This window comes from Nonomuraea muscovyensis (assembly GCF_014207745.1).
Classification (GTDB): domain Bacteria; phylum Actinomycetota; class Actinomycetes; order Streptosporangiales; family Streptosporangiaceae; genus Nonomuraea; species Nonomuraea muscovyensis.
Map to the genome: position 1 here is coordinate 189596 of NZ_JACHJB010000005.1, position 25948 is coordinate 215543.

At 74.7% G+C, this 25948-nt stretch carries 26 protein-coding genes; 12 read left to right on the top strand and 14 right to left on the bottom strand.

Translation table 11 applies throughout. The features are described from left to right. Positions 1–10: 10 nt before the first annotated feature. From FHU36_RS42990 to FHU36_RS43015, 6 genes are read left to right on the top strand one after another with little or no spacing between them, the layout of a single operon-like run. Entirely contained in the window at positions 11–844 is an 834-nt protein-coding gene (locus FHU36_RS42990) for an ABC transporter permease (RefSeq protein ID WP_185089914.1), read from the top strand. Continuing rightward, entirely contained in the window at positions 831–1745 is a 915-nt protein-coding gene (locus FHU36_RS42995) for an ABC transporter ATP-binding protein (protein WP_185089915.1), read from the top strand. The genes FHU36_RS42990 and FHU36_RS42995 overlap by 14 nt, the downstream gene beginning before the upstream one ends. Further along, positions 1714–2526 carry an ATP-binding cassette domain-containing protein gene (locus FHU36_RS43000; protein ID WP_185089916.1) on the top strand — a complete coding sequence of 271 codons (813 nt, stop codon included), beginning with the start codon at positions 1714–1716 and terminating at the stop codon, positions 2524–2526. The genes FHU36_RS42995 and FHU36_RS43000 overlap by 32 nt, the downstream gene beginning before the upstream one ends. Further along, positions 2523–3704: a M20 family metallopeptidase gene (locus tag FHU36_RS43005; RefSeq protein ID WP_185089917.1), complete on the top strand. Its 1182-nt coding sequence runs from the start codon at positions 2523–2525 to the stop codon at positions 3702–3704. The genes FHU36_RS43000 and FHU36_RS43005 overlap by 4 nt, the downstream gene beginning before the upstream one ends. Then, positions 3701–4786, top strand: coding sequence for a P1 family peptidase (locus FHU36_RS43010; protein WP_312892238.1), 1086 nt, complete (start codon positions 3701–3703; stop codon positions 4784–4786). Before FHU36_RS43005 ends, FHU36_RS43010 begins: the two co-directional genes overlap by 4 nt. Continuing rightward, complete coding sequence (locus FHU36_RS43015) at positions 4783–6219, top strand: aldehyde dehydrogenase family protein (protein ID WP_312892239.1); 1437 nt, start codon at positions 4783–4785, stop codon at positions 6217–6219. The genes FHU36_RS43010 and FHU36_RS43015 overlap by 4 nt, the downstream gene beginning before the upstream one ends. Here FHU36_RS43015 and FHU36_RS43020 read toward each other — a convergent pair whose 3' ends face one another. Together FHU36_RS43020 and FHU36_RS43025 are read right to left on the bottom strand one after the other, a co-directional pair. Beyond that, a complete protein-coding gene (locus FHU36_RS43020; protein ID WP_246503375.1) occupies positions 6220–6828 on the bottom strand; it encodes a DUF6461 domain-containing protein in 609 nt (202 codons plus the stop codon). 126 nt (positions 6829–6954) lie between these two features. Further along, positions 6955–7725 (bottom strand): SDR family oxidoreductase, encoded by a 771-nt coding sequence (locus FHU36_RS43025; RefSeq protein WP_185089919.1) that lies wholly within the window; start codon positions 7723–7725, stop codon positions 6955–6957. Positions 7726–7806: 81 nt separating this feature from the next. On the opposite strand from FHU36_RS43025, the gene FHU36_RS43030 reads away from it, so the two are divergent. After that, complete coding sequence (locus FHU36_RS43030) at positions 7807–8424, top strand: TetR/AcrR family transcriptional regulator (RefSeq protein WP_185089920.1); 618 nt, start codon at positions 7807–7809, stop codon at positions 8422–8424. Positions 8425–8496: 72 nt separating this feature from the next. Here the strand turns inward: FHU36_RS43030 and FHU36_RS43035 are convergent, their stop codons facing one another. The 4 genes from FHU36_RS43035 to FHU36_RS43050 form a co-directional block, all read right to left on the bottom strand. Next, positions 8497–9480: an aldo/keto reductase gene (locus FHU36_RS43035; protein ID WP_185089921.1), complete on the bottom strand. Its 984-nt coding sequence runs from the start codon at positions 9478–9480 to the stop codon at positions 8497–8499. A gap of 208 nt (positions 9481–9688) precedes the next feature. Next, positions 9689–10453, bottom strand: a complete 765-nt coding sequence (locus tag FHU36_RS43040) for an SDR family NAD(P)-dependent oxidoreductase (RefSeq protein WP_185089922.1) — start codon at positions 10451–10453, stop codon at positions 9689–9691. Between the two features lie 48 nt (positions 10454–10501). Beyond that, positions 10502–11722: an RNA polymerase sigma factor gene (locus FHU36_RS43045; RefSeq protein ID WP_185089923.1), complete on the bottom strand. Its 1221-nt coding sequence runs from the start codon at positions 11720–11722 to the stop codon at positions 10502–10504. A gap of 102 nt (positions 11723–11824) precedes the next feature. Next, positions 11825–12370 carry a GNAT family N-acetyltransferase gene (locus tag FHU36_RS43050; protein ID WP_185089924.1) on the bottom strand — a complete coding sequence of 182 codons (546 nt, stop codon included), beginning with the start codon at positions 12368–12370 and terminating at the stop codon, positions 11825–11827. A 381-nt stretch (positions 12371–12751) separates the two neighbouring features. Here FHU36_RS43050 and FHU36_RS43055 point away from each other — a divergent pair, with 381 nt between their 5' ends. Next, positions 12752–16996 (top strand): RHS repeat domain-containing protein, encoded by a 4245-nt coding sequence (locus FHU36_RS43055; RefSeq protein ID WP_185089925.1) that lies wholly within the window; start codon positions 12752–12754, stop codon positions 16994–16996. Here the strand turns inward: FHU36_RS43055 and FHU36_RS43060 are convergent. Beyond that, positions 16993–17847 carry a class II glutamine amidotransferase gene (locus FHU36_RS43060; protein ID WP_185089926.1) on the bottom strand — a complete coding sequence of 285 codons (855 nt, stop codon included), beginning with the start codon at positions 17845–17847 and terminating at the stop codon, positions 16993–16995. The two genes, FHU36_RS43055 and FHU36_RS43060, sit on opposite strands and share 4 nt — an antisense overlap. 86 nt (positions 17848–17933) lie before the next feature. After that, positions 17934–18368: a MarR family winged helix-turn-helix transcriptional regulator gene (locus FHU36_RS43065; RefSeq protein WP_185089927.1), complete on the bottom strand. Its 435-nt coding sequence runs from the start codon at positions 18366–18368 to the stop codon at positions 17934–17936. Between the two features lie 38 nt (positions 18369–18406). Here FHU36_RS43065 and FHU36_RS43070 point away from each other — a divergent pair, with 38 nt between their 5' ends. Then, positions 18407–18859: an organic hydroperoxide resistance protein gene (locus FHU36_RS43070; protein WP_446685854.1), complete on the top strand. Its 453-nt coding sequence runs from the start codon at positions 18407–18409 to the stop codon at positions 18857–18859. On the opposite strand, the gene FHU36_RS43075 is transcribed toward FHU36_RS43070, so the two are convergent. Beyond that, on the bottom strand, positions 18849–19139 hold the full coding sequence (locus tag FHU36_RS43075; RefSeq protein ID WP_185089928.1) for a hypothetical protein: 291 nt from the start codon (positions 19137–19139) through the stop codon (positions 18849–18851). The two genes, FHU36_RS43070 and FHU36_RS43075, sit on opposite strands and share 11 nt — an antisense overlap. Before the next feature lie 66 nt (positions 19140–19205). Here FHU36_RS43075 and FHU36_RS43080 point away from each other — a divergent pair, with 66 nt between their 5' ends. After that, entirely contained in the window at positions 19206–20225 is a 1020-nt protein-coding gene (locus FHU36_RS43080; protein ID WP_312892242.1) for an acetylxylan esterase, read from the top strand. A gap of 171 nt (positions 20226–20396) precedes the next feature. Here the strand turns inward: FHU36_RS43080 and FHU36_RS43085 are convergent, their stop codons facing one another. The 3 genes from FHU36_RS43085 to FHU36_RS43095 form a co-directional block, all read right to left on the bottom strand. Continuing rightward, positions 20397–20684, bottom strand: coding sequence for an iron-sulfur cluster biosynthesis family protein (locus FHU36_RS43085; protein WP_185089929.1), 288 nt, complete (start codon positions 20682–20684; stop codon positions 20397–20399). 106 nt (positions 20685–20790) lie between these two features. Continuing rightward, entirely contained in the window at positions 20791–21450 is a 660-nt protein-coding gene (locus FHU36_RS43090) for a potassium channel family protein (RefSeq protein ID WP_185089930.1), read from the bottom strand. Between the two features lie 107 nt (positions 21451–21557). Then, positions 21558–22001, bottom strand: coding sequence for a CBS domain-containing protein (locus tag FHU36_RS43095; RefSeq protein WP_185089931.1), 444 nt, complete (start codon positions 21999–22001; stop codon positions 21558–21560). Positions 22002–22240: 239 nt separating this feature from the next. On the opposite strand from FHU36_RS43095, the gene FHU36_RS43100 reads away from it, so the two are divergent. Beyond that, positions 22241–23311, top strand: coding sequence for a fatty acid desaturase family protein (locus tag FHU36_RS43100; RefSeq protein WP_312892243.1), 1071 nt, complete (start codon positions 22241–22243; stop codon positions 23309–23311). Between the two features lie 65 nt (positions 23312–23376). Here the strand turns inward: FHU36_RS43100 and FHU36_RS43105 are convergent, their stop codons facing one another. Continuing rightward, on the bottom strand, positions 23377–23682 hold the full coding sequence (locus FHU36_RS43105) for a hypothetical protein (RefSeq protein ID WP_185089933.1): 306 nt from the start codon (positions 23680–23682) through the stop codon (positions 23377–23379). Between the two features lie 158 nt (positions 23683–23840). Between FHU36_RS43105 and FHU36_RS43110 the strand changes: the two genes are divergently transcribed. Beyond that, entirely contained in the window at positions 23841–24476 is a 636-nt protein-coding gene (locus FHU36_RS43110; protein WP_185089934.1) for a DedA family protein, read from the top strand. Positions 24477–24514: 38 nt separating this feature from the next. Here the strand turns inward: FHU36_RS43110 and FHU36_RS43115 are convergent, their stop codons facing one another. Beyond that, positions 24515–25927, bottom strand: a complete 1413-nt coding sequence (locus FHU36_RS43115) for a dihydrolipoyl dehydrogenase family protein (protein WP_185089935.1) — start codon at positions 25925–25927, stop codon at positions 24515–24517. Positions 25928–25948: the final 21 nt, after the last annotated feature.

Genomic DNA, 25948 nt, shown 5'->3' on the forward strand with positions numbered 1-25948 from the left:
GGGAGGCGCGATGAGGGGCCGCGTCAACGTCGCCCTCGTCACCGGCGGCGCGCTGGTGGGCCTCGTCGTGCTCACCGCGCTCGTCTCGTTCGTGTGGACCCCGCACGACCCCACGTACGTGGACGCCGCGAACAAGCTGCGCGAACCCGGCGGCGGCCACCTCCTCGGCGCCGACAAGTTCGGCCGCGACACCCTCAGCCAGCTCATGGTGGGCGCCCGCACCACCCTCTACGTCGGCATCGTCGCCGTCGGCATCGCCGCCCTCGTCGGGACACCGCTGGGCGTGCTCGCCGGGATGACACCCCGCGGCTGGCTGTCGGAGCTGGTCATGCGGGTCAACGACCTGGTGTTCGCCTTCCCGGCGCTGCTGCTGGCCGTCATGCTCGGCGCCGTCTACGGAGCCGGCACGCTCACCGCGATGATCGCGATCGGGGTCGCCACCGTGCCGGCGTTCGCCCGCGTCGCCAGGGCGGCGACGATGCAGGTCATGGTGACCGACTACATCCTCGCCGCGCGGGCCGCCGGCCGCCGCCGCACCGCCATCGCCGTACGGCACGTGCTGCCGAACATCGGCTCGGTGCTCATCGTGCAGGCGTCGGTGTCGTTCGCCATCGCGATCCTGGCCGAGGCGGCGCTGTCGTTCCTCGGCTTCGGCACCCGGCCGCCCACCCCGTCGTGGGGCCGCATGCTGCAGGAGTCGCAGGAGCTGCTGTTCTCCACCCCGCGCCTGGCCCTGTGGCCCGGCCTGGCGATCGCGCTGGCCGTGCTCGGCTTCAACCTGCTCGGCGACGGCCTGCGCGACCATCTCGACCCCAAGCTGAGGAGGGTGCGTGCTGAGGGTTGACCGCCTGAGCGTCCACGCCGGCCCGGCGGCGCTGGTGCGCGAGGTGTCGTTCGGCATCGCGCCCGGCGAGCGGGTCGGCCTCATCGGCGAGTCCGGCTCCGGCAAGTCGCTGACCGCGCTGTCGCTCATGGGCCTGTTGCCGGAGGGCGTCACCGCCACCGGCACGGCCCGGCTGGGCGAGCGCGACCTCGTCGGCGTGCCCGAACGGCGGCTCAAGGACCTGCGCGGCCGCCAGGTGTCCATGGTGTTCCAGGAGCCGATGACCGCGCTCAACCCCCTCATGCGGGTCGGCGCCCAGGTCACCGAGGTCATGACCCTGCACGGCGTGCCCGCCGCCCGCGCCCGCGAGCGCGCCGTCGAGCTGCTCGGCCGGGTCCGGCTGCCGCAGCCCGCCCAGGTCGCCCGCGCCTACCCCCACCAGCTCTCCGGCGGGCAGCGCCAGCGCGTCATGCTCGCCATCGCCCTGGCCAACGAGCCCGAGCTGCTCATCTGCGACGAACCCACCACCGCGCTCGACGTCACCGTCCAGAAGCAGATGCTGGAGCTCATCGCCGAGGTCGCGCCCGCGCTGCTGTTCATCACGCACGACCTCGCCGTGGTCGCCTCGGTCTGCGAACGGGTGCTCGTCATGTACGGCGGGCGGGTCGTCGAGTCCGGCCCCATCCGCGACGTGTTCGCCCGGCCCCGCCACCGCTACACCGAGGGCCTGCTGGCCGCCTCCCGGCTCACCCCGCGCGGCACCCGGCTGGCCACCATCGCCGGCGGCGTCCCGGCCGCCGGCCACTTCCCCGCAGGGTGCGTGTTCCGCAACCGGTGCCCGCACGCCACCCCCACCTGCGAGAGCGAACCCGCGCTGACAGGAGACGGCCATGCCTTCGCATGCTGGCACCCCCACGGGTGACCCCCTGATCGAGGCACGCGACGTCACCCGCCTCTACCGCCGCCCCCGCACCTCGCTCACCCGGCCCGGCCAGGCCGTGCACGCGCTGAAGGGCGTCTCCCTCACCGTGCGGCGCGGCGAGCGCTACGGCATCGTCGGCGAGTCCGGCTCCGGCAAGTCCACGCTGCTGCGGCTGCTGTGCGGGCTCGACCGGCCCACCGGCGGCTCGATCCGGTTCGACGGCCAGGAGATCACCGGGCTGCCCGAGCGGCGGCTGGCCTTCCTGCGGCGCAGCCTGCAGATCGTCTTCCAGGACCCGATGAGCTCGCTCGACCCGCGCATGCGGGTGCGCGACATCGTCGCCGAGCCGCTCGTCGCCCTCGGCCGGCCCACCGGCGGGCGCGTCGCCGAGCTGCTGGAGGAGGTGGGCCTGCCCGCCTCGGCCGCCGACCGCTACCCCCACCAGTTCTCCGGCGGACAGCGCCAGCGCATCGCCATCGCCCGCGCCCTGGCCACCCGCCCCACCGTGCTCGTCGCCGACGAGCCGGTCAGCGCCCTGGACGTGTCGGTACGCGGCCAGATACTCAACCTGCTGGCCGACCTGGTCGACGAGCACGGCCTCACCCTCGTCTTCGTCTCCCACGACCTGTCCGTGGTCCGGCACGTGTGCGAGACGGTCGCGGTCATGAACGGCGGCGAGATCGTGGAGAGCGGCCCGGTGGACGACGTCTGGGCCCATCCCGGCCACCCGTACACCCGCGCGCTCCTGGAGGCCGTACCAACCTTGGAGGGAATGCTGTGATCGAGGTCGACGCCCAGGGGGTCGTGGAGTTCACGCAGGCGCTGGTGCGCGTCCCCAGCACCAACGACCCGGCGCGGGGACGCAGCGAGCAGCCGGCCGCCGACCTGGTCGCGGCGAGGATGCGGGAGTGGGGCTGGCAGCCGCGCGTCTACGAGGCGGCGCCCGGCCGGCCGAACGTGGTCGCCGTGGTCGAGGGCGGCGGGGGTGACGGGCCGACGCTCATGTTCGAGGGGCACACCGACGTCGTCACCGAGGGCGACCTGTCCGAGTGGACCGTCGACCCGTTCGGCGGCGAGATCCGCGACGGGAGGCTGTGGGGGCGCGGCAGCGCCGACATGAAGTCCGGCCTGGCCGCCGCCCTCTACGCCACCCGGGCGCTGCAGCTCGCCGGGCCGTTCCCGGGCCGGATCAAGGTGTGCGCGCTGGCCGACGAGGAGGGCCTGATGATCGGCGCCCACCACTTCGTCGCCGAGGGACTCGCGGCGGACGTGGACGGCGCCATCGTCGCCGAGCCCGAGGCGGGCGAGATCTGCGCGGTCGCCAAGGGCGCGTTGCGGCTGCGGATCGACTTCACCGGCAAGATGGCGCACGGCGCGATGCCGCAGCACGGCCGCAACCCCGTGCCCGCCGTCGGCGCGCTGCTGGTCGCGCTGGGCTCGCTGGAGAGCGAGCTGCAGGCGCGGCACCCGGCCCACGAGCACCTGGGAGAGGTGTACGTGACGCCGACCGTGGTGCGGGCCGGGAGCGAGGAGCAGGTCAACGTCATCCCGGCGGTCGCCTCCGTCTTCGTCGACGTGCGGACCGTCCCCGGCGTCGAGCACAAGGACGTCGCCGAACGGGTCGCCGCGCTGGCCGCCCATGACGGGATCGCGGCCGAGGTGTCGATCCTGGTGGACCGGCCGCCGGTGGACGTGCCCGTGGCCGATCCGGTCGTGGCCGCGCTCGCCGCCGCCCACCGTGACGTCACGGGGGCGGAGCCGGTCTACGGTGGGGTGCCCGGCTCGACCGACGGGACCGTGCTCACCCACTGGGGCGGCATCCCGTCCGTCGTGTACGGGCCGGGCGGCAAGTGGATCGCCCACCAGGCCGACGAGTACGTCGAGGTGGCCGAGATCGTCCAGTGCACCCGCGTCTTCGCCGAGGCCGCCCGCCGCTTCCTCACCCGGGACCTGCCGTGACGGCCGCCTCCCACGCGCAGACCGCGGGTACTCCGGCGGGTACTCCCGCCGGCGCTCCTGGCGGCACGGCTGCGGCCATGGCGGCCGGCCGGGCGAACGCGCTGGTCGACGTGGCCGGGCTGCGGGTCGGCCACGCCGAGCGCGTCGGCGACGGCTACCTCACCGGCACGACCGTCGTCCTCGCGCCCCCGGAGGGCATGGTGGCCGGGGTGGACGTGCGCGGGGCCGCGCCCGGCACGCGCGAGACCGAGCTGCTCGACCCGCGCAACCTCGTCGAACGCGTGCACGCCGTCGTCCTCACCGGCGGCAGCGCCTACGGGCTGAGCGCGGCGTGCGGCGTCATGGACCGGCTGGCGGACGCGGACGCCGGATTCCCCGTCGAGGGCGGCGTGGTGCCCATCGTGCCCGCCGCCGTCATCTACGACCTGGGGCGCGGCGGCCGGCTCCGAGCCGTGCCGGACGGGGCGCTGGGCGCCGCCGCCTACGACGCGGCCTCCGCCGCCGAGGCCCGCAGCGGGTCGGTGGGCGCGGGCACCGGTGCGGTGGCGGGCGGGCTCGCCGGCGGCGTCGGCACGGCCAGCGTCGTCCTGCCATGGGGCGCCACGGTGGCCGCCCTCGTCGTGGTCAACGCCGCCGGCTCCGTGCTCGACCCGGGCGGCGCGTTCCTGTCCGGCACCAGGTACGGCCTGCCGGGCGAGTTCGGCCACCTGCGCGAGCCGCTCGCCGAGGAGGCCGCCGCCTGGCGGCCCCCGGTCGTGACCTCGTTCAACACCACGATCGGCGTCGTCGCCACGGACCTCACGCTCACCAAGGCGCAGTGCGGCAAGCTGGCGGGCGTCGCCCACGACGGCCTGGCCCGTGCCATCCGGCCGGCCCACACCATGGTCGACGGTGACACGATCTTCGGCCTGGCCACCTGCGGCGGACCGGCCCCCGGCCCCGACGGGCTGCAGGACGTGCTCGCCGCCGGGGCCGATGTGTTCAGCCGGGCCGTGGCACACGCCGTCCTCGCCGCCACCGGGCGGGACGGCGCACCCGCGTACCTGGACGTGTTTCCCAGCGCTGGAGGGGGAGTGGCGTGATTTCGCACGAGACAGGGGACGGCTGGCCGTCCGGGCTGCCCGTCGGATCCGGCTGGGTCGAGACGGACGCCACCCGGGACGTCGTGTTCCCCTACGACGGCTCCGTCGTGGGCGCGGCGCCGCTCGGCACCGCCGAGCTGGCCCGCCGGGCCGTGGCCGAGGCCCTCGCCGTCGCGCCCGCCATGGCCGCGCTGCCCTCGCACGCGCGCCGCGCCGCGCTCATGGGCGCGCACGACGCGCTGGCGGCCCGGCGCGAGGAGTTCGAGCGGCTGCTCGTCCTGGAGACCGGCAAGCCGCTGGTGGACTGCCGGGTCGAGGTCGCGCGCACGCTCGTCACGCTGGCCACCGCCGCCGAGGAGGTGGCCCGGCTGCACGGGGAGACCGTGCCGCTCGACCTGCTGCCGGCGGGGGAGGGGCTGGTCGGGTTCTGGACGCGGCGGCCGATCGGCGTGGTGGTCGGCATCACCGGCTTCAACTACCCGCTGCTGCTGGCCGCCCACAAGATCGCCCCCGCGCTGGCGGCCGGTTGCCCGATCATCGTCAAACCTGCCCCGGCCACCCCCCTGGCCACCCTCTGGCTCGTCCACCTGCTGCGCGCCGCCGCAGCGCTGCCCCCGGCGGGCGTGCAGCTCGTGACAGGCGACGTCGAGGTGGGACGCGCGCTCGTGGAGGACCCGCGGATCGGCGCGGTGTCGTTCACCGGCTCGGCCGCCGCCGGGCACGCCATCGCCCGCGCCGCCGCCCCCACCAAGGTGCTGCTGGAGCTCGGCTCCAACGCCGCCCTCGTCGTCGCCGCCGACGCCGACGTGGCCGCCGCCGCCGACGCCGTGGTGCGCGGCGGCTACTACGCCTCCGGCCAGGCGTGCATCTCCGTGCAGCGGGTGCTGGTGGAGGAGCCCGTCCACGACGCGTTCGTCTCGCTGCTCGCCGAGCGGATGAAGGACGTCGTCGTCGGCGACCCCCGCTCGCCCGGCACCCGCGTCGCGCCGCTCATCGACCCGGCAGCCACCGAACGTGTCCTCGCCTGGGTCCGCGGGTCGGGTGGCACGCTCGTCAGCGGCGGCACGCTCGACGGCCGCGCCATCGCCCCGACCGTCCTCACCGGCGTCCCCGACGGCGCCGACGCGTGGGACGAGGAGATCTTCGGCCCGGTGGTGTGCGTCCGCCCGGTGCCCGACCTCGACGCCGCCTTCGCCGCGGTCAACGCCTCCAGGTACGGCCTGCACGCCAGCGTCTTCACCCGCTCCCTGGCCACGGCCTTCGCCGCGATCGACCGCATCGAGGCCGGCGGCGTGGTGGTCAACGAGGTGCCGGGGTTCCGCGCGGACAACATGCCGTACGGCGGCGTCAAGGACAGCGGCGCCGGTCGCGAGGGCCCCCGGTTCGCCATCGAGGAACTGACGGTCACCCGCATGGCCGTCATCCGGCCCTGATCACTGGTCGAGCGGCTCCGCGCCCAGGAAACGCAGCTCCAGCAGGTCGGGGGTGAAGGGCAGGCCGGTGATCCGGCTCGCCAGCGCGAAGCAGGCGGGGATGCGCAGCGTGAGATCGGCGTCGTCCTGGGCCGCGTCGTCGGAGTCGGGGTCGAGGCCGACCTCCCGCATCCACGCGACGAGGCGGTCGGGGTCGCCGCCCGACCGCGCGTTCGGCGCCATCGGGTCGAAGTGGGTGACGAGCTCGCCGCCGGCCAGGTAGGTAAAGGAGTCGGCGGCGTAGTCGTGGCGGCAGACCGACACGGCCTCCGTCCCGGCCGAGACCCGCGCGCCCAGCTCGGCGACGACCGCGAGCCGCCATCCGCCCGGCTCGACGAGCATGGTCCACTCGCCGATCCGGACGGCGCCGACGAAGCCGGCGGCGTCCTCGGCGTTCTCCGCCGACCGCACGCTCAGCTCGTCGAACGTCACCTCCTCCAGCGTGCTCTCGTCCACGCCGAACCGCCGCAGCACCTCACGCGGTGAGAGGCCGCGGACGAAGGACACGCAGTAGATGTCGTCCAGGGGCTCATGCCGGCTGAGCCAGTGGAAATCCTCGGGGGTTCGCATGCCCGGCATGATCGCAGCCGCCACCGACAGCGGGACACCGGCTCGCGGACGGTGGTGGAGTTCACGAGCGTCCACGGCCGGCGCCCGTCCAGGTGTGGCTGCCGCCCCGGCGCCGATCGTCCCGCGTTACAGCTGGGAGCCGCCCGTCGCGTCGACCACCCGGCCCGTCACCCAGCGGGCGTCGTCGGAGGCGAGGAACGCCACGACGCCCGCGATGTCGTCCGGCTGCCCGATCCGTCCGAACGTCGAGGCCGCCGCGGCCTGCGCCGCCGCCTCCGGGTCGCTCAGCCATCCGGCGTTGACGTCGGTCTCGACGTAGCCGGGCGCGACCGAGTTGACCGTGATGCCGCGCGGGCCGAGCTGCTTGGCCAGCGTCAGCGTGAACACGTCGAGCGCCCCCTTGGTGGCGGAGTAGGCGATGACGCCGGGCAGCGCGATGCGGGTGACGCCGCTGGAGATGTTGACGATGCGCCCGCCGTCGCGCAGCCCCCGCCGCAGCGCCTCCCTGACGATGAAGAACGGCGCCCGTACGTTCACCGCGAACACCTGGTCGAACTCCTCCTCCGTCAGCCCGTCCAGGTCCGAGCTGGTGGCGATGGCGGCGTTGTTCACGATGATGTCCACGCCCGCGCCCGGCGCGAACTCGCCGACCGCGGCGTCGAAGGCGTCCCACAGCGCGACCGCGTCACCGTGGCCGCCCAGCTCCGCCCGGATCGCGAACGCCCGGCCGCCGCTCTCCTCGATCCGCTTCACGACCTCCTTGGCGGCGACCGCCTCGCGGGCGTAGGCGACGGCCACGACCGCTCCGTCGCGGCCCAGCCGCTCGGCGATGGCCCGGCCGATCCCCCGGCTGCCGCCGGTGACCAGCGCGACCTTGCCGTCCAATGGCCTGCTCATGAGATGCCTCCATAATTGTTGAGCGAGCACTCAAGAATTAAGGTAGCACGAATTCTTGAGTGACTGCTCTAGAATGTGGGCATGGCAGGGACAAGTGCGACACGGGGCCGCCCACGCGGCTTCGACCGCGACGCGGCGCTCGCCGTGGCGACCCGGTTGTTCTGGGAGCGCGGCTACGAGGCCACCTCCGTCGGCGAGCTGACCGAGGCCATGGGCATCCGGCCGGGCAGCCTCTACGCCGCGTTCGGTGACAAGAAGGCCCTGTTCAAGGAGGTGGTGGGGGCCTACGGGCGCTCGCCGGCCGGCGCGTTCATGGCCGAAGCCCTGCGCGAGGAGCCCACGGCGTACGGCGCCCTGGCCCGGATCCTGCGCGAGGCGGCGGCGATCTACCCTGACCCCTCGCATCCGGCGGGCTGCCTGACCATCTGCGCCGCCACCAACGTCACCGTGCAGGACGCCGACGTGGGGGAGTACCTACGCGACCTGCGCAACGCCAACCTCGTCGTGTTCGAGGCGCGGCTGCGGGAGGGGTGCGAGCGGGGCGAGCTGCCGGCGGACGCCGACCTCCGCGCGCTGGCCGGCTACTTCGCGGCCGTCATCCAGGGCATGTCGCAGCGCGCACGCGACGGGGCCGGCCCGCACGAGCTCGCGATGATCGCCGAGCTCGCCCTGGCGGCCTGGCCGGGCCGCCGCGACTGACCTGCGGGGGATCCGGTCGTGCGGGTGATCGGCGGGCTGCCGACCGGTGCGCGGCGGATCCGGTCGTGCGCGTCACCAGCGGCCGGCCACCTGCGGCGCGACGAGCTCGTCGTAGACCTCGCGCACGGCCCGCAGCGCCTGCGCCGTCAGCGGCGCGAGGTCCGCGGCGGCGGCGTTGGACCGGGCCTGCTCCGGGTTGCGGGCACCCGGGATCACCACGCTCACGCCGGGCTGGTCGACGATCCAGCGCAGCGCCACCTGTGCCATCGTCGCGCCGTCAGGCACGAGCGGCGCCAGCCGGCGCACCGCCGCCAGCCCCGTCGCGAAGTCCACGCCCGAGAAGGTCTCGCCGATGTCGAACGCCTCGCCCCCGCGGTTGAACGTGCGGTGGTCGTTCGTGGCGAACGTCGTGTTCTCGTCGTACTTGCCCGACAGCAGGCCGCTGGCCAGCGGCACCCGCGCGATGACGCCCACCCCCGCCTCGCGCGCCGCCGGCAGCACCTCCTCCAGCGGGCCGAGCCGCAGCATGTTCAGGATGATCTGCACGCTGGCCACCCCCGGCCGCGCGATCGCCGTCAGCGCCTCGGCCCGCGTCTCCACGCTCACCCCGTACGCCGCGATCCGCTGCTCGGCCACCAGCGTGTCGAGCGCGTCGAACACCTCGTCGGAGGAGTAGACGGCCGTCGGCGGGCAGTGCAGCTGCACCAGGTCGAGCACGTCCACGCCGAGGTTCGCCCGCGAGCGGTCGGTCCAGGAGCGGAAGTTGGCCAGCGTGTAGTTGCCCGGCTCCTGGGCCATCCGGCGGCCCATCTTGGTCGCCACCGTGATGCCGTGATCCGGCCGCGACCTCAGGAACCGGCCGACGAGCCGCTCGCTGACCCCGTCCCCGTAGACGTCGGCCGTGTCGACGAACGTCATCCCGGCGTCCGCCGCGGCCGACAGTGTCGCCAGCGCCTCCTGCTCGGACACCTCGCCCCAGTCGGCGCCGAGCTGCCACGCGCCCAGCCCCACCACGCCCACCCGGCGGCCGGTCCGGCCGAGAACTCGCTGCTCCACGTGATCCCTCTTCTCTCGCCGTTGTTCCGATGCGAACGCTAACACCACCGGCGGCGGGTCACAGGAGCCGGTCGAGGGCTGCTCCATCGCCGCCGGGCCGATCCGTGCTCTGCCGGCCTTCGAGGGCGGCGCCACGTCGCGCGGCGGGCCGGCCTCCTCGCGCCCGACGCCGAGGCCGGCCCCCACGTCGCCGAACCCGGGGCGGCGGTCAGGTGGGCGGGTCGAAGCGGCCGTCCACCGCGGTCCAGCCGCCGTCCACGTACAGCACCGAACCCGTCACGAAGCTCGCCGCGTCGCTCGCCAGGTAGACCACCGCCCCGGCCATCTCCTCGGCCCTCGCCCACCGGCCCAGCGCGCTCTTGGCCGCGTACGCGCCGTACCAGGCGGGATCGTCCTTGATCTGCCGGGTCAGCGGCGTCTCCACCACCCCGGGCGCGATGGCGTTGACCCGCACCCCGTGCGGTCCGAACTCGGCGGCGGCCGTCCGCAGCAACTGCACCAGCCCCGCCTTCGTCGCCGAGTACACCCCCTGGCCGGGCTCCGTCACCGCCGCCCGGATCGACGCGAACCCGATGATGGACCCCCGTCCCCGCGCCACCATCGTCGCCCCGAAGGCCCGCACCACGTCGAACGAGGCCCGCAGGTTGAGGTCCACCACCCGGCCGAACTCCTCGGCGGTGTAGTCGAGCAACCGCTTGCGCACGTTCGTCGCCGCGGTGAACACCAGCACGTCGGCGGGCTCGCCCGCCGCCGCCTCGCGGACGGCTTCGCCGTCGAGCACGTCCAGCAGCAGCGCCTTCCCGCCGCACCGTCCGGCCGTCTCGCGTGCGGCGGCCAGGTCGCGGTCGGCGCACACCACCTCGGCGCCATGGGCGGCCAGCGCCAGCGCCGCCTCCCGGCCGATCCCGCTGCCGGCCCCGATCACCACAGCCCGCCGCCCGTCCAGGCGGAACAACCCGTCGTATCCCGTCATGACCCCACCCTAGTAACTGGTCAGACCAGTAGACCAGTAGGGCGGGGTTCAGACGCGCAGGGCGCGCCGGGCGGCACGCAGGAAGGCGCGCTCGGCCTCGTTCGCCGTGCGGGCCAGCGCCGCCTCGTACGCCGTCGCCGCCTCCGCTTCACGGCCCAGCCGCCTGAGCAGGTCGGCCCGTACGGCGTGGAAGAGGTGGTAGCCGTCCAGGGGCAACGCCTCCACGAGAGGCAGCGCGGCGGCGGGCCCGGAGACCTCCGCCACCACGACCGCCCGGTTCAGCGCCACGACCGGCGCCGGGCTGAGCGCCAGCAACTGGTCGTACAGCCGCAGGATCTGCGGCCAGTCGGTGGCGGCCGCGTCCGGCGCGTCACCGTGCACGGCGTTGATCGCCGCCTGGATCTGGTACGGCCCCGGCCGGTCACGGCGCAGGCAGCGGCGGACCAGGTCCTGCCCCTCGGCTATGAGGGTCCGATCCCACAGGCCGCGGTCCTGGTCGGCGAGCCGGACGAGGTCGCCGCCCGGCGTGGTGCGGGCGGCGCGCCGGGCGTGCAGGAGGAGCATGAGGGCGAGCAGCCCCGTCACCTCCGGCTCGTCGGGCATGAGCTCGGCCAGCAGCCGGCCGAGCCGGACGGCTTCGGCGCACAGGTCCTCGCGGACCAGCCGCGGCCCGGAGGCGGCGGTGTGCCCCTCGGTGAAGATCAGGTAGATCACGGCGAGCACCGCGCGCAGCCGGTCGGGCAGATCCGCCTCACGCGGCACCCGGTACGGGATGCCCGCGTCACGGATCTTGGCCTTGGCGCGCACGAGCCGCTGCGCCATGGTCGGCTCGGACACGAAGAAGGCCCGGGCGATGTCGGCGGTGCCGAGCCCGCCGAGCAGCCGGAGCGTCAGCGCCACCCGGGCGGCGGGGGCGAGCGCGGGATGGCAGCAGGTGAAGATCAGTCTCAGCCGGTCGTCGTGCACGGGCCCCTCCTCGACGGGTGTGTCGCCGGCGTGCACCAGCGCCGCCGCGGCGTGCCGGGAATCGCGGGAGGCCTCGCGCCGCAGCCGGTCCACGGCCCGGTTGCGCGCCGTGGTGATGATCCACCCGGCGGGGCTCGGGGGAGTCCCGGCGGACGGCCAGCGGGCCACCGCCACGGCGAACGCGTCCTGGACCGCCTCCTCGGCGAGTTCGATGTCGCCGAAGTGGCGCACCAGGACGGCGACCGCGCGGGCGTACTCGCGGCGGAAGACCGCCTCGACGCCCGCGACGCACGGATCCGGCATGCTCTCAGCTCCCCCTGGGGAACGGCCGCCCTCGGCAGGGCGGTCGCCTGTTCTCACCTGGTGAACGAACGGCCCGCCGCCGGATCGACACCCCGGCCGGAATCAGCCCGCCCGGAGGGCCTCCCAGTCGGCGCGGAGCAGTTCGTACTCCACCTCGCCCTCCTCCGACCCGTCGATGACGTCCGGCCAGTCGCCGAAGAACGTGCGGACGTGGCGCAGCCCGCACTTCTCCATGACCCGGCGGGAGCCCAGGTTGACGGCCATCGTCTGGGCGAAGACCCGGCGGGCGCCCAGCTCGGCGAAGGCCTTGTCGATCAGGGCGAGCGAGCCCTCGGTGGCGAATCCCCTGCCCCAGTACGCCTGGTGCAGGCGGTAGCCCAGCTCCGGTTCGTCGGGGGAGCCGCCCCGGGCCGCCCGTAGGTGGAACCACCCGGCGAACGCGCCCGTGGACTTCTCGACGGCGGCGAAGAAGCCGGAGGCGACGAAGGCGGGCAGCGTCTCGCGCACGATCACCTCGCGCGGGGTGGGCTTGCCGCCGTTGAGGAAGCGCATGACGCCGGGGTCGTTGTGCAGGGCGAACAGGTCGTCGGCGTCGGCGTCGGTGAAGCGGCGCAGGACGAGCCGGTCGGTCGTGAGGTACGTCTCCACGGCAGCCCACGGTAGCCAACGGGCCGGCGGATGTTCGACGGGATTTTCCGGTGGCCGGGCTCCACCGGGGAGCGGGACACCAAGGAGCGGAGCCGGCCGATGGGGCTCCTGCGGGCGACCGATGCCGTGATCCTCGCTCCCTCCATCTCCGGCGGCCGGCTCCCCGCCGGCCGCCGATCAAGCGGTGTGAAGCTCACGGGCCGTGGTCGCCGGGCGGCGGTGGGAGACGGGGCGTCACGGGTTGGAGCCCCATGTTGGCTCCAAATTGACTACGAGTGAGCGGGTGTGGTCGGGTCGTGACACATGTTTCTGTTGTGATGATTGATACCGCTTCGGGGGTAAGCGTTCATGCCGCGGTCTCCACGGCACGCGTTGGTGCGCGTGCTCGCTTCCGCGTCCCTGGCGGGTGCCACGCTGACGGCCGGTCCCACCGCCGCCGCCGGCTCCACCGCCGCCGCCGGTCCCACCGTCCGGACGGCCGCCCATGCGACCACCGGCGCCGTCCGGCCGGCCGGTCACGCCGCTGTCACGGGGACCGCCCGCACCGCCGCCGGCGAGAACGGCGGCGGCCGGGTCCGCCCGGTCCCCGGCGTGCGGGAGCCCGGGGGCGCCGCCGCGGACGTGCCCCGCGAGCCGTCCCTGGCCCTGCGTGACCCGGGCGACCCAAGCACCGGCCCGGTCGCCCCCCAGGTGACGACGCCCGCGGGGCCGGAACTGGTTCGCGAGATCGAACGCGACGCGGCCGATCGGGTGGGCGCGGGCGGCCCCGACACGCGCGACCTGCTGCCCGACACCGGCCGGGCACGGCCGCTGCGACTGAGGACCCCGGCCACGGGCGTGCTCGACGCCCTGGGCATCGCCCGGTCCCGTCGCGGGACCGAACCGGCCCGTCCTGCCACCTCGGCCGCCACCTCGGCCGCCACCGAACCGGCCACCAAGCTGACCTACCGGCTGTGCGTGCGCGCCGCCGACGTGCCCGTCTCCTGCTCGGCCACCCGGCCCGTGGCCACGCCCGCCGCGGCCGACGTCACCGGCGACGGAGCCCCCGACCTCGCGGCCGTCCTCACACCGACCGCCGCGCCGCGCGAGGCGGCGGCCGGGCTGGCGTTCGCCGTGCGGCGGCTGCCCGGCGCGGGCGAGCGCGTCAGGGCGCTCGTCTGGGCCGAGTACGACGGTCGCGTGGCGGTCGGATTCGACGGGCTGCGCGGCGGTGCGGAGCTGTCGGAGGCCGACCGGGGCACCTTCACCGTGGACCTGTCCGGCAGGCGGGTGACGGCCAGCGTGCGCCGCACCGGCCCCGGCGCCTCCGCCGCCGTGGTGGCCGGGCTGATCGGCCGCAGCGCCGTGAGCCTCCGCCAGACCCCCGCGACCGAGAAGCTCACCGTCGACGCCGCCCTGGACCCGACCGCCGAGGACGCCGCCGGCTCCACCTCGCTCACCCTCGACGCGTCCGCGCCGGCCGTGGTCGAGGCGGTGGCCGTCCAGCCCGGCCGGTACACGCGGGCGCTGCTCGACCGGATGCCCGTCCGCGCCCGGGTGGAGCTCACCCGCGGCGCCGGCGCCGCCGCTCGCGTCCGCATCACCGGCCCGAGCGCCGTCCGCCGCGCCGAGCTGCGCACGTACCACTACCGCGACGGCCGCCTGTCCCGCGCGGCGAGCGTCGAGGTGCGCGACGCCCCGCCGTCCCTGACCGCCGCGTACGAGCCGCGGGACGGCACGCAGACGCTGACCGTCGACTCCGGCCGCGCCGGTGCCGGCTCGGCGAGACTCCTGTACTACGACCGGGCGTCGGCCGGGACCGTCCTGCGCGCCGAGCTGGACGACCTGCCGGCCAAGGTGCGCCTGCTGCACGACCCGGCGGCGCACCGGCTCGTCCAGACGACCGGCTCACCCCTGGGCGGCCTCGCCATGGTGCTCCAGCGTGGAGGGGGCGCCCTGGCCAGCCCGGCCGGCCACCACCTCACCATGATCAAGAACGGGTCCGCGGTCGGCGTGTCGGCGCGGCTGGCGGGGCTGTCGGGCTTCGACGTCACCTACGGCGCCCGCCCGCGCGCCCGCCTGGACGCCCGCACGGGCGGACGGCCCTTCGTCGGCGCCGCGAGCCTCGACGGCGCCCACCTGGCCCGGCTGGAGGTCTCCAACCTGCCGCGCACGCTGGAGGTGGACCTCGACCCCGCCGCCGGCCGGGTCGTCTACCGGGCCGACGGCGCGATCAGCCGGGCGCGGGCCGCGTACACCGGCCTGAAGGCGGGCCCCACGCTCGACGGCACGGTGCTCGGCCTGCGCGGCCGGGTGGCGGCGTCCTGGGCCCTCGGCGAGCGTCCGACGGCCGAGATCGAGACGTCCGCCCCGCTGCGCACGGTCCGGCTCTACGCCGGCCGGGCGCACGCGTCCTCGCCGCACGACCGGAACGCGAGCGGGCAGGACGCGCGGGGGAACGACGCGCGCGGCGAGGACCCGCAGGGGACGGACGTGCGCGGGGAGGACGTGCGGGCCGAGGTGCACGGCCTGCGCGGGCGGGCGAGACTCGTCGCCGACACCGCGGCCAGGACCCTCTCCTGGACCGCCACCGCCCCGGTCACCTCGGTGTCCGCCCTCGCCCGCGCCAGGGTGCACGGCCGCTACGTCCGGGCCGCCGCCCGCGTCACCGGCGTGCCCGCCCGGTTCGACGCCTCCTGGGACGCCTCCGGCTACCGCTTCCGCGGCCTGTCCGGGCCGCTCGGCTCGGCCGCCGTCGCCGTCACCAACCACGACGGCGCCAAGGCTCCCACCGGCCCGCACCTGGCGGCCCACTACGACGAGACGTCGGGCGACCTCGACGCGAGCGTGCTGGTCAAGGGTCTGTCCCGGGCCGAGTTCGGCCCGGCGGGCGCCGCCGGGTTCGCCGCCGACTTCCGCGCCGCCCGGCAGCGGCTCGCCCTCGACACCGACGTCACCCGGGGCGACGTGCGCTTCGGCGTGCTCGGCCGGCTCGGCCCGGTGCCCGGCCGGCTCGCCGTGTCCGTGGCCGACGGCGCGCTGACGTACACCGGCTCCCGGCTCGACGTGCGGGCCAGCGCCTGGCTCGGCAAGGCGGCCGCGCTGCGCGACCTGCCGCCCGCGCCCGTCGTGGCGGGCGGCGTCTCCCTCGTGGACGGCGGCTGCGCGCCGGGGACGGCGGGCTGCGCGCCGGGTCCGTTCTGCGCGGGGGAGCGGGGCTGCTTCGCCGTGCGGGGCCACCTCGACGTGACCGGCCTGCCGGAACGGATCACGGTGGACGCCGCGAGGAAGACGTTCACGTTCAGCGGCTACCGGCCCGCGAGCAGGCGGCTCGACCTCTACCTGAGCAGCACCGTCCTGGCGCCCGCGCCCGTCAGGGCCAGGGCCTCGATCACCGGGCTGCCCCGGACCGTCACCGGCCTGTCGCTCGGCCCGTTCGAGGTGGCCGGCAACGCCGTGCAGGCGGCGTACCGCGTCGAGCCGGCCGCCACGCTCGGGTCGCTCACCGTGCACGCCGAGGCGGGCGGCCTGCGCGGCCGGCTGGCCGTCGACCCCGTGCCGGCCACGCTGTCCGTGCAGGCGGCGTACGGCCCGCGCACCCGCGTCCGGGTGCGCAACAGCGCGGCCGTGAAGCGGCTCAGCGCGGCGGTGACCGTGCCCGGAGCGGGCACCGGCGAGGCGCGCTTCGGCGACGTGCCCGCCGTGTTCGGCGTGGACGCCGACGCCGCGGCCGGTGACCTGCGCGTGCCGGCCGTGACCTACCGGGCCGAGGGCGGCGCCAGCACCCTGGACGGCCGCCTCGCCGTCCAGGGTGGCCTGGTGGACCGCACTGGCAGGCTCGGCGCGCTGTCGCTGGCCGTCACCGACCTCGCCGCCGACACCACCGTCCGGCTCACCCCCGGCCAGGGGCTCGACCTGGTGTCGAAGCCGGTGCCGACGAAACAGGTCGAGCTGCACGCCGGCGTCACCATCGGTCCCGTCGCCCGGCAGCGCTTCTCGGCCGGCAAGGAGATCCCGTACACCACCGGCTTCCTCTCCTACCACCTCGGCGGCGATCTCGCGCTCGGGCGCAGCACCATCGACGACCTGTCGCTCACCGTGCGTCGCCTGTCGTGGCTGCGGGTCCGCCCCGGCAGGGTGCCGTTCGGGCTGAAGGCGCCCGCCGGGCTCGGCTACGTCGCCCCCGCCTTCGAGGGCGACTACGGGCGGCTCGACCTCGCCGCGAAGGGCGTGGACCTGCGGCCCGACGTCAGGCTCGACGTCAGGCTGAGCCGGAAGGTGGGCGAGGACGTCTTCCGCGAGTCCGTCCGGCTCGGCGCCGTCACCTCCCTCGCCCTGCGCCGCTACGACCAGCGGATGCGGCGCATCGGCGCGAGCCAGGAGCTGAGCGCCGCCGGCGTGCGGCTGGCCTGCCTGACCGTGGACGCCCGGCCCGGGTTCGCGGCCGCCCAGGCGGGTGACGTGATCACGCTGCGCGGCTCCGACGGCCCGCAGATGGTGTCGCTGCTCGACCCGGGCGGCCGGGTGCCGGACTACGCGGTGGACCTGCTCACGCACTTCATGTCGCCGTTCCCCGGCGCCGAGTGGAAGGTGAGCGGCGCGAAGGCCGGCCGCTGTCCCCGGCCTGACGCCGGGGACGCCCGCTAGCCGATGCCCGGCCCGGTGAGCCCGTGCACATCGAAGGCCGCGAGCATCTCCCCGTCCTGGGCCGGGATGACGCCGTAGCTGCTCTCCGGCAGCTCGTTCCAGGCGCCCTGCAGGTCGCCCAGCGGCTCGGACACCACGATGCGGGTGTCGGCCGACAGCCTGTGCAGCCACGCCACGTCCGGGTGCAGCGCCCGCAGGGACTCGACGCAGGTGCTGTAGAACAGCGTCCGCGACTCGCGGCGGCTGGAGTAGCGGAACACCCACACCCGCTCGCCGTTCGACGCCGCGATGGTCATCTGCACCGGGAACTCCACGCCGATCTGGTGCCCCAGCCGCTCGACCAGGCCCGCCATGCGCGCCACGGCTCCCGGCGGATCCTCGTCCAGGCCGAACGTCAGCGCCAGGTAGAACATCGTCTCCGAGTCCGTCGTGCCCTCGATGTGCGGGAACAGCTCCGGGTCCACGGTCAGCAACAGATCCCGCCTGAGCCGGTCGAACCCGGCGATCAGGCCGTTGTGCATCCACATCCAGCGGCCGTGACGGAACGGGTGGCAATTGGTCTGCTGCACCGCCGTGCCGGTCGAGGCCCGGATGTGGGCGAAGAACAGCGGGGAGCGGACGTGGTCGGAGATCTCCCGCAGGTTGCGGTTGTTCCACGCCGGGCCGGTGTCACGGACGATCGCCGGGGTGTCGATGTCATCGGTGTACCAGCCGATGCCGAACCCGTCGCCGTTGGTCGTCTCCACCCCCATCCGCGAACGCAGGCTCTGGTCGATCAGCGACGGCACCGGACGGTAGAGCACGTCGCTCAGCAGCACGGGCGTGCCCGAATAGACGAGCCAGCGGCACATGAGCCACACCTTTCGTCAGGGGTCGTACGACCTCAGCCGTACCCCCGGAGCGGCGTGCCATGGCAGGCGGCGGTGCCGCGCGGGACTCAGCGCGCGGCGTCGGTGAGGGAACGGGTCAGCCTGCCCAGCGTGCCGTGCAGGTCCACCAGCTCCTGAGGGCTGAGGCCGGTGACCTCCAGCACGTGCCCGGGCAGCGGCTCGGCGCGCTCGCGCAGCCGCGTGCCCTCCGGCGTGAGCCGGACCAGCACCGACCGCTCGTCGCCCGGGTCGCGTTCGCGGCGTACCAGCCCGGCCGCCTCCAGCCGCTTCAGCAGGGGCGACAGCGTGCCGGAGTCGAGCCGAAGCGCCGTGCCGAGCTCCTTGACCGAGACCGGCTCGCGCTCCCACAGCACCAGCATGACCAGGTACTGCGGGTAGGTGAGCCCCAGCTCGGCCAGGTGCCGCCGGTAGAGCGCGTCGAACGCCCGCGAGGCGGCGTGCACGGCGAAGCACAACTGGTGGTCGAGCAGGAGGGCGTTCATGCGGAACAGTCTACCGTCTTGACGCGCACATTTGAATTGTGCACAATCGAGTTGTCCGCAACCAAGAGGCCGAGGAGCCCGCCATGCTGTACACCGCCATCGCCACCGCGTCCGGCCGCGACGGCCGCGCCGTCACCTCCGACGGCCGGCTCGACGTGACCCTCGCCCCGCCGAAGGAGCTGGGCGGCACCGGCGCCGGCACCAACCCCGAGCAGCTCTTCGCCGCCGGCTACGCCGCCTGCTTCTCCAGCGCGATGGCGCTGGCCGCCAAGCGCGCCGAGATCGACGTGTCCGACGCCTCGGTCACCGCCGAGGTGGGCATCGAGCCGAACGGGGCCGGCGGGTTCCGGCTCGCCGTCACGCTGCGCGTGGAGCTCCCCGACCACCTGGCCGGCGAGGCCGGCCGGTCGCTGCTGGAGGCCGCCCACCAGGTGTGCCCCTACTCCAACGCCACCCGCGGCAACATCGCGGTCGAGACCGTCATCGAGTAGGGGCGGCGGGGATCGGATTGCCCAGCCGCACGACGAGCAGGCCGCGGTCCCGGACGAGCTCCCGCACCTCCCACACCTGCTCGTCCACGACCGCGCCCCGGGGGTTCACGCGGGCGCCCACCCGCAGCACCGGGCGGCCCGCGGTGTCCCTCAGCAGCCGGCTCCGGGACTCGGAGTCGTCGGTGAACAGGAGCAGGAAGTCCGCCGCCTCCGGCGGGGCCTCGAACGTCAGGCCGGGGTAGAGGTGCGAGTGCGCGAGCCGGACCAGGTGATCGTTCATGCGCCCGCCCCTACCCCGGAATCACGTTCCACATGACCCTGGGATAGCGCTTTCCGGTGCTATGAGGTGAAATACCCTTGTCACCGCTACAGGCTGGAGATCTTCGTGGCCCTGTTCGACCTGCCTCTGGAGCAGTTGCGTTCCTACCGTCCCGACCGTGACGAGCCCGCCGACTTCGATGCCTTCTGGGCGCGGACCCTCGCCGAGGCGGCCGAGTTCGACCTGGCGCCCGAGTTCACGCCGTACGACGCGCCCTACACGGGCGTCGACGTGTACGACGTGTCGTTCGCCGGGTGGGGCGGGCACCGGATCAACGGCTGGTTCCTGACGCCGCGCGGCGCCGACGGCCCGGTGCCGTGCGTCATGCACTACATCGGCTACAGCGGCGGCCGCGGCTTCCCGCACGACCACCTCCTCTGGCCCGCCGCCGGGAACGCCGTGTTCGTCATGGAGACCCGGGGCCACGGCGGCGCCAGCCCGCACGCCCCCGGCACGACCGGCGACCCGCACGGCAGCGCCCATGCCCAGGCGGCCGGCATGATGACGCGCGGCATCCTCGACCCGGACGACTACTACTACCGCCGCGTCTTCACCGACGCCGTCCGCGCGGTGGACGCCGCGGCCGGGCACCCGGCGGTGGACGCCTCCCGCATCGTCGTCTCGGGCGGCAGCCAGGGCGGCGGCATCGCCCAGGCGACCGCCGCGCTGCACCCCCGGGTCGCCGCCGCGCTCATCGACGTGCCGTTCCTGACCCACTTCCGCCGGGCCGTGGAGATCACCGACGCCGAACCGTACCAGGAGCTCGTGCGCTTCCTCGCCACCCGCAGGGAGGCGGGGGAGCAGGTGTTCCGCACGCTGGGCTACTTCGACGGCCTGCACTTCGCCGCCCGCGGCCAGGTGCCCGCCCTGTACTCGGTCGCGCTGATGGACGACATCTGCCCGCCGTCCACGGTGTTCGCCGCCTACAACCACTGGCAGGGGCCCAAGGAGATCACCGTCTGGCCGTGGAACCGCCACGAGGGCGGCCAGGGCTACCAGCGTGAGGAGCAGCTCCGCTACCTGCACAAACTGCTCTCGGCGAGCTGACACCCCCACACTGCCGGACCGCGAAGCGCAGGTGGCCCGGCCCGGCGCCGGCGTGGGACCACAGGCAGACCTCCACCTGTCCGGGCCCGGCCGGACGGTTCGAGGTCCGGACATGCCACCGGCCCGGTACGGCAGGGTACCGGGCCGGTGGGCGGAACGGGGCGGGCGGCGTCAGGTGGTCTGGTCGGTGACCAGGAAGGACACCGTCCCCTGGTCGTCCGCCCCCGCATCGAGCGACTTGTCGTCCAGGACGGTCGCGGCCACGGGGTCGAGGTACACGCGGGCGCCCTCGGCCTCGACCACCTCGTCGGCGGGTTCGGGCCGGCTCGTCAGCGAAAGGGTCAGCGAATCCGTGCCCTCGCCCTGGGCCGCGATCCGGATGCCGCTCTGCGACGGCTCCGGAGCGGAGGCCGTAAGGTCGCGGATAGCCTGGGCTGCGTTGGCTGTCAGGGTGAGCACTACGGCTCCTCCTCGTACTCGACGTACATGAGTTGCCTGCCCTTCCCGTTTCCGGGCGGTCAAACCCTGTTCGTCCGAATTTCCGCTGAACAGCCGCCTGAAGCGCTCACAGCTCGGCGAACCGCTCCACGTCCTCCGTGCGGCCCGAGACGATGATGACGTCGTTGTACGTCAGCTCCGTCTCGGCCGTCGCGTAGGTGAACTCCTCGTCCGGGCTCTTGACCGCCACGATCGTGATGCCGTGCTTGCGGCGCAGGTTGGTCCGGCCCAGGGGGGCGCCCACGTACTCCTTCGGCGGGCGCGTCTTGGCCAGCGCGAAGTTCTCGTCCACCTGCATGAAGTCGAGCATCCGCCCGCTCACCAGGTGGGCGACCCGCTCGCCCATGTCGTGCTCGGGCAGCACCACGTGGTGGGCGCCGATCCGGCTCAGGATGCGCCCGTGCTGCTTGCTGACGGCCTTGGCCCAGATGTCGTTGATCTCCAGCTCGACCAGCAGCGACGCGGTCAGGATGCTCGCCTCGAGGTCGCCGCCGATCGACACCACCGCCCGGTAGAAGTCGGGCACGCCGAGCTGCCGCAGCACCTCGATGTCCGTCGCGTCGGCCGCGGCGATCTGGGTGATCTGCCCGGCCAGCGCCTGGACGACCTTGGGCCGCCGGTCGATGGCCAGCACTTCGGTGCCGTGCCTGGCCAGCTCCAGCGCCAGCGACGTGCCGAAGCGGCCCAGCCCGATCACCACGACGGGGTCGCTCGCCTTGTCACCCACCGCTCACACCTACTTCTCGGGTCGAAACGCCACGAACCGGGCTACCGTAACAGTCGCGCCGGCCGGGAGCGTCAGCGACGCCCCACCAGATCGTTTCGCCGGCTCGCTCACCGCTCCACCAGCCGGTCCACCAGCGCCTGCAGCGTGACGGCGCCCTGCAGCCCGCTGTCGTCCACCACCGCGACCAGCGGGCTGTGCGTGCGGGCCATCAGCGCCGCCAGCTCCAGCACCGTCGCGTCAGGGTCGGTCACCGGAAGCTCACGCGGCTTGGCCGGCAGGGCCTCGCGCACGGTGCGGTTCGCCAGCTTGTCCAGGAACGCGTCGGCGTGCGCCTCGTCCACCACCCGCGCCAGGGCCGGGTCGTCGAGGCAGTAACCGGGCACCGCCAGGCGCAACACCTGCGTGCCCGGCAGGATGCTCGCCGGCAGGCCCCGCTCGTCCACCACGATCAGGCCCGGCAGATCCTGCTCGGCGAGCAGCCGGGCCGCCTCGATCACCGGCGTGTCGAGCCGGACGGTGGGGAAGTCGGCGACGAGATCTCTGGCGCGCATGCTGCCTCCCGGGACGACGACGTCGATGCCATGCTCCCACGTCCCCCACCCGCTCCGACCGCGTGCCCGTACCCGGAGGCGGGGCCGCGGGGGTCGGGCCGGCGGGGGTGGGGCTGTGGGGGCAGGGCTGTGGAGGTGGGGCCAGCCATACCCCGGACACGGGTGCCTGCCTGGGTCCGCGCCGCGCACGCGACCGCCATGCTGGGGTGATCATGCACCGACAGCACTTCGGAGGAATCGTGACGCCTGCTCGGACCACTCACCCCCCGGCCGCGGCCGGCGAGCGGCGAGGCAGCGACTTCGCGCGCCTGTCCCGCGCGGTCGCCCAGGCCGGTCTGCTGGACCGGCGGCCCGGCTACTACGCGGTCCGGGCGGCGGTGGTGGCCGGCCTGTTCGCCGGAGGCTGGGCGGCGTTCGCCGTCGTCGGCGACTCCTGGTGGCAGATCGCGGTCGCCGTGGTCCTCGCGGTCGCCTTCGGCCAGGTGGCGCTGCTGTCCCACGACCTGGCGCACGGCCAGGTGTTCCGCTCACGCCGCGCCGGCGCGCTCGCCGGGCGGCTCGCCGGCAACCTCGGCATCGGCCTCGGGTACGGCTGGTGGCAGGACAAGCACACCCGCCACCACGCCAACCCCAACCACGAGGACCACGACCCCGACGTCGCCCCCGACGTGCTCGTCTGGTCGATCAAGCAGGCCGAGGCCAGCACGGGGCTCGTCCGGTTCCTGGGGAGATGGCAGGCGTTCCTGTTCTTCCCGCTGCTCACCCTGGAGGGCGTGAACCTGCACGTGTCCAGCGTGCGGTCGCTGCTGCGGGGCGACTCGCCGGTTCGGCAGCGGGGGCTCGAAGGGCTGCTGCTGTTCACCCATTTCGCCGCGTACGTGGGCGCCGTCCTCGCGGTGCTGCCCCTCGGGAAGGCGCTGGTCTTCATGGTGGTGCACCAGGCGTGCTTCGGCGTGTACCTGGGGTGCTCGTTCGCGCCCAACCACAAGGGCATGCCGGTGCTCACCGCCGAGGACGAGCTCGACTTCCTGCGCAAGCAGGTGCTCACCTCGCGCAACGTGAGCGGCGGGCGGCTGCTGACCGCCGCGCTGGGCGGGCTGAACTACCAGATCGAGCATCATCTGTTCCCCAGCATGCCGACGCCCAACCTGCGCCGGGCCCGGCCCCTGGTGCGCGAGCACTGCGCGTCCCTCGGCGTGCCGTACGTGGAGTGCGGCCTGCTGGCCTCCTGGGGACAGGCGCTGCGCCACCTCCACGCGGTCGGCGCGCCGCTCCGCCGTCCCTCCCGCCCCGCCGCCGAGCCGAGCTGACCCGCGGTCGAGGGGAGGCGCGGGCCGCGCCGCCGTGGCTGCGGGAGCTCGCCGGGAGCCGACGGTCAGGTGCGCGCGGTGACGATCATCTCGCCGCCGCCGTCCTCCGTCACCTGGTAGCCGGCGTCCGCCAGGATCGTGCGCAGCGCCAGCCGCACCACGTTGCGGATCGTCGGGAACCTCGCCACGTCGTCGCCGCCGATCCCCGTGGCCGGACCCCATGACACCACCACGCCCCGCGCCGGGTCGTGCCGGACGCTGAGGCCGCCGTCGGCGTGCAGCGGGTGCCGTTCCACCGTGAACCCGGCGTTCTCCAGTTCGTGGCGCACGCGGCTCGCCAGGGCCGACGCGTCCTTCGGTGCGGGGTTCACGGCGATCAGCTTCCCGCCGGAGGTCCGTCCATGCCTGCCGCGTCCCACGCCCGCCGCGTGAACGTCAGGGCCCCGTCCCCTCCCGGCGACGCATAGACCGCCGCGCTGCGGCTAGAGGATCTCCGACCGGCGGGCGACATGGAGGACAGGGAGCGCTGATGACAGCACAGAACACGGACGGGGTCGTCGGATGGGCGACGGGGCTCATGGAGTCGCTCGGCGCGCCGGGCGCCGGGCTCATCGTCGCCCTGGAGAACGTCTTCCCGCCGCTGCCCAGCGAGGTCATCCTCCCGCTGGCCGGATTCACCGCCGGCAAGGGCGAGATGGCGCTGTGGGAGGTGCTGGTGTGGACGACCATCGGCGCGCTGGCCGGCGCCCTCGTCCTCTACGGAGCCGGCGCGCTGCTCGGCAAGGACCGCACCCACGCCCTCGCCGCCAGGATCCCCCTGCTCAAGCCCGATGACCTGGACAAGGCCGAGGGCTGGTTCGACCGCCACGGCCGCAAGACCGTCTTCTTCGGGCGCATGGTGCCCGTCTTCCGGAGCGTGATCTCCGTCCCGGCCGGCCTGGACCGCATGCCGCTGGCCACCTTCGCCGTCCTCACCGCGCTCGGCAGCCTCATCTGGAACACCGCCCTGGTGCTGGCGGGCTACCTGCTGGGCGACAAGTGGGAGGTGGTGGACACCTACATGGGGATCTTCACCTACGTCGTGCTCGGCCTCGTCGCCCTGGCGCTCGCCGGGTGGATCTGGCGGCGTGTCGCCGAGTCACGCCGCGCCGCCGCCCGCCACTGAGCCGCCACTGGGTCGCCGCCGCGACCGCGGGCCGGCACTCACAGTCCGTACGTCTCCAGCAGCCGCAGCCACACCTCGCTGACCGTCGGGAACGACGGCACCGCGTGCCAGAGACGCTCCAGCGGCACCTCCGCCGTGACCGCCACCGTCGCCGCGTGCAGCAGCTCGCCCACGCCGGGCCCGACGAACGTCACCCCGAGCAGCACCCGCCGCTCCTCGTCCACCACGGCCTTGGCCCGGCCCCGGTAGCCGTCGCCGAGCAGGTAGGCGCCCGTCACCGACGCCAGGTCGTACTCGACCGCCCGCACCGTGAACCCGGCCGCGCGCGCCGCCGCCTCGGTGCGGCCCACCGAGCAGACCTGCGGGTCGGTGAAGACCACCTGCGGCGCCCCGTAGCCGTCGGCCAGGTCGCGCAGGGCGGGCAGGTCGTCGGGCTCGCCCTTGGCCCGGGCGACGATGACGTCGCCGCAGATCCGGGCCTGGTACTTGCCCATGTGCGTGAGCAGCGCCCGGCCGTTGGCGTCGCCGACCGCGTACAGCCAGCCGTCCTCGACCCCCGTGGCCCGCATGCTGTCGTCGACCTCGATGCTCTCGCCCGGCCGCAGTCCGACGGTGTCCAGGCCGATCGCCGTGGTCGCCGGCCGGCGACCCGTGGCCACCAGCAGCTCGTCGGCCTCGATCGGCGGGCCGTCAGGCACGTGCACGGTCACCGGACCACCCGGCGCGGGGCGCTCCACCCGGCCGGGACCGGTGCGCAGCCGCACGTCGATGCCGGAGTCGGCGAACGACTCGGCCACCAGCTCGCCCGCGAACGGCTCCATCCTGGCCAGCAACCCGCCGCCGCGCACCAGCAACGTGGTGCGCCGCGCGCCGAGGCCGTGCATGGCCTGCGCCATCTCGCAGGCCACCACGCCGCCGCCGATCACGACCAGCCGCTCCGGCACGGCCGTGGCGGCGGTGACCTCGTGGCTGGTCCAGGGGGACGCCTCGCGCAGCCCCGGCACCGGCGGAACCGCGGCGGAGGTGCCCGTGGCGACGACCACGGCGTGCCGGGCGATCAGCACCCGCTCGCCGCCGTCGGGCGTGCCGACCCGCACCCGCCTGGGCCCGTCGAGCCGGCCGCTGCCCCGGACGAACGTGGCGGGCAGTCCGTCGACCCAGCCCACCTGCCCCGCGTCGTCGTAGAAGGAGACGGCCTCGTCGCGCCTGCCCAGCACCTTGCCGGCGTCGATCGGGCCGACCGTCAGCCCGGGCACCCGGCTCGCCTCGGCGGCCAGCTCCACCGGGCGCAGCAACGCCTTGCTGGGGACGCACGCCCAGTAGGAGCACTCGCCGCCCGCGAGCCGCTCCTCGACGACCGCGGCCGTGAGCCCGCCCCGGACGGCCCGGCCCGCGACGTTCTCCCCGGCGGGCCCGCCTCCGATCACGATCACGTCGAACTCGTCGCTCATCTCTGCCTCCCGTGCGGTCAC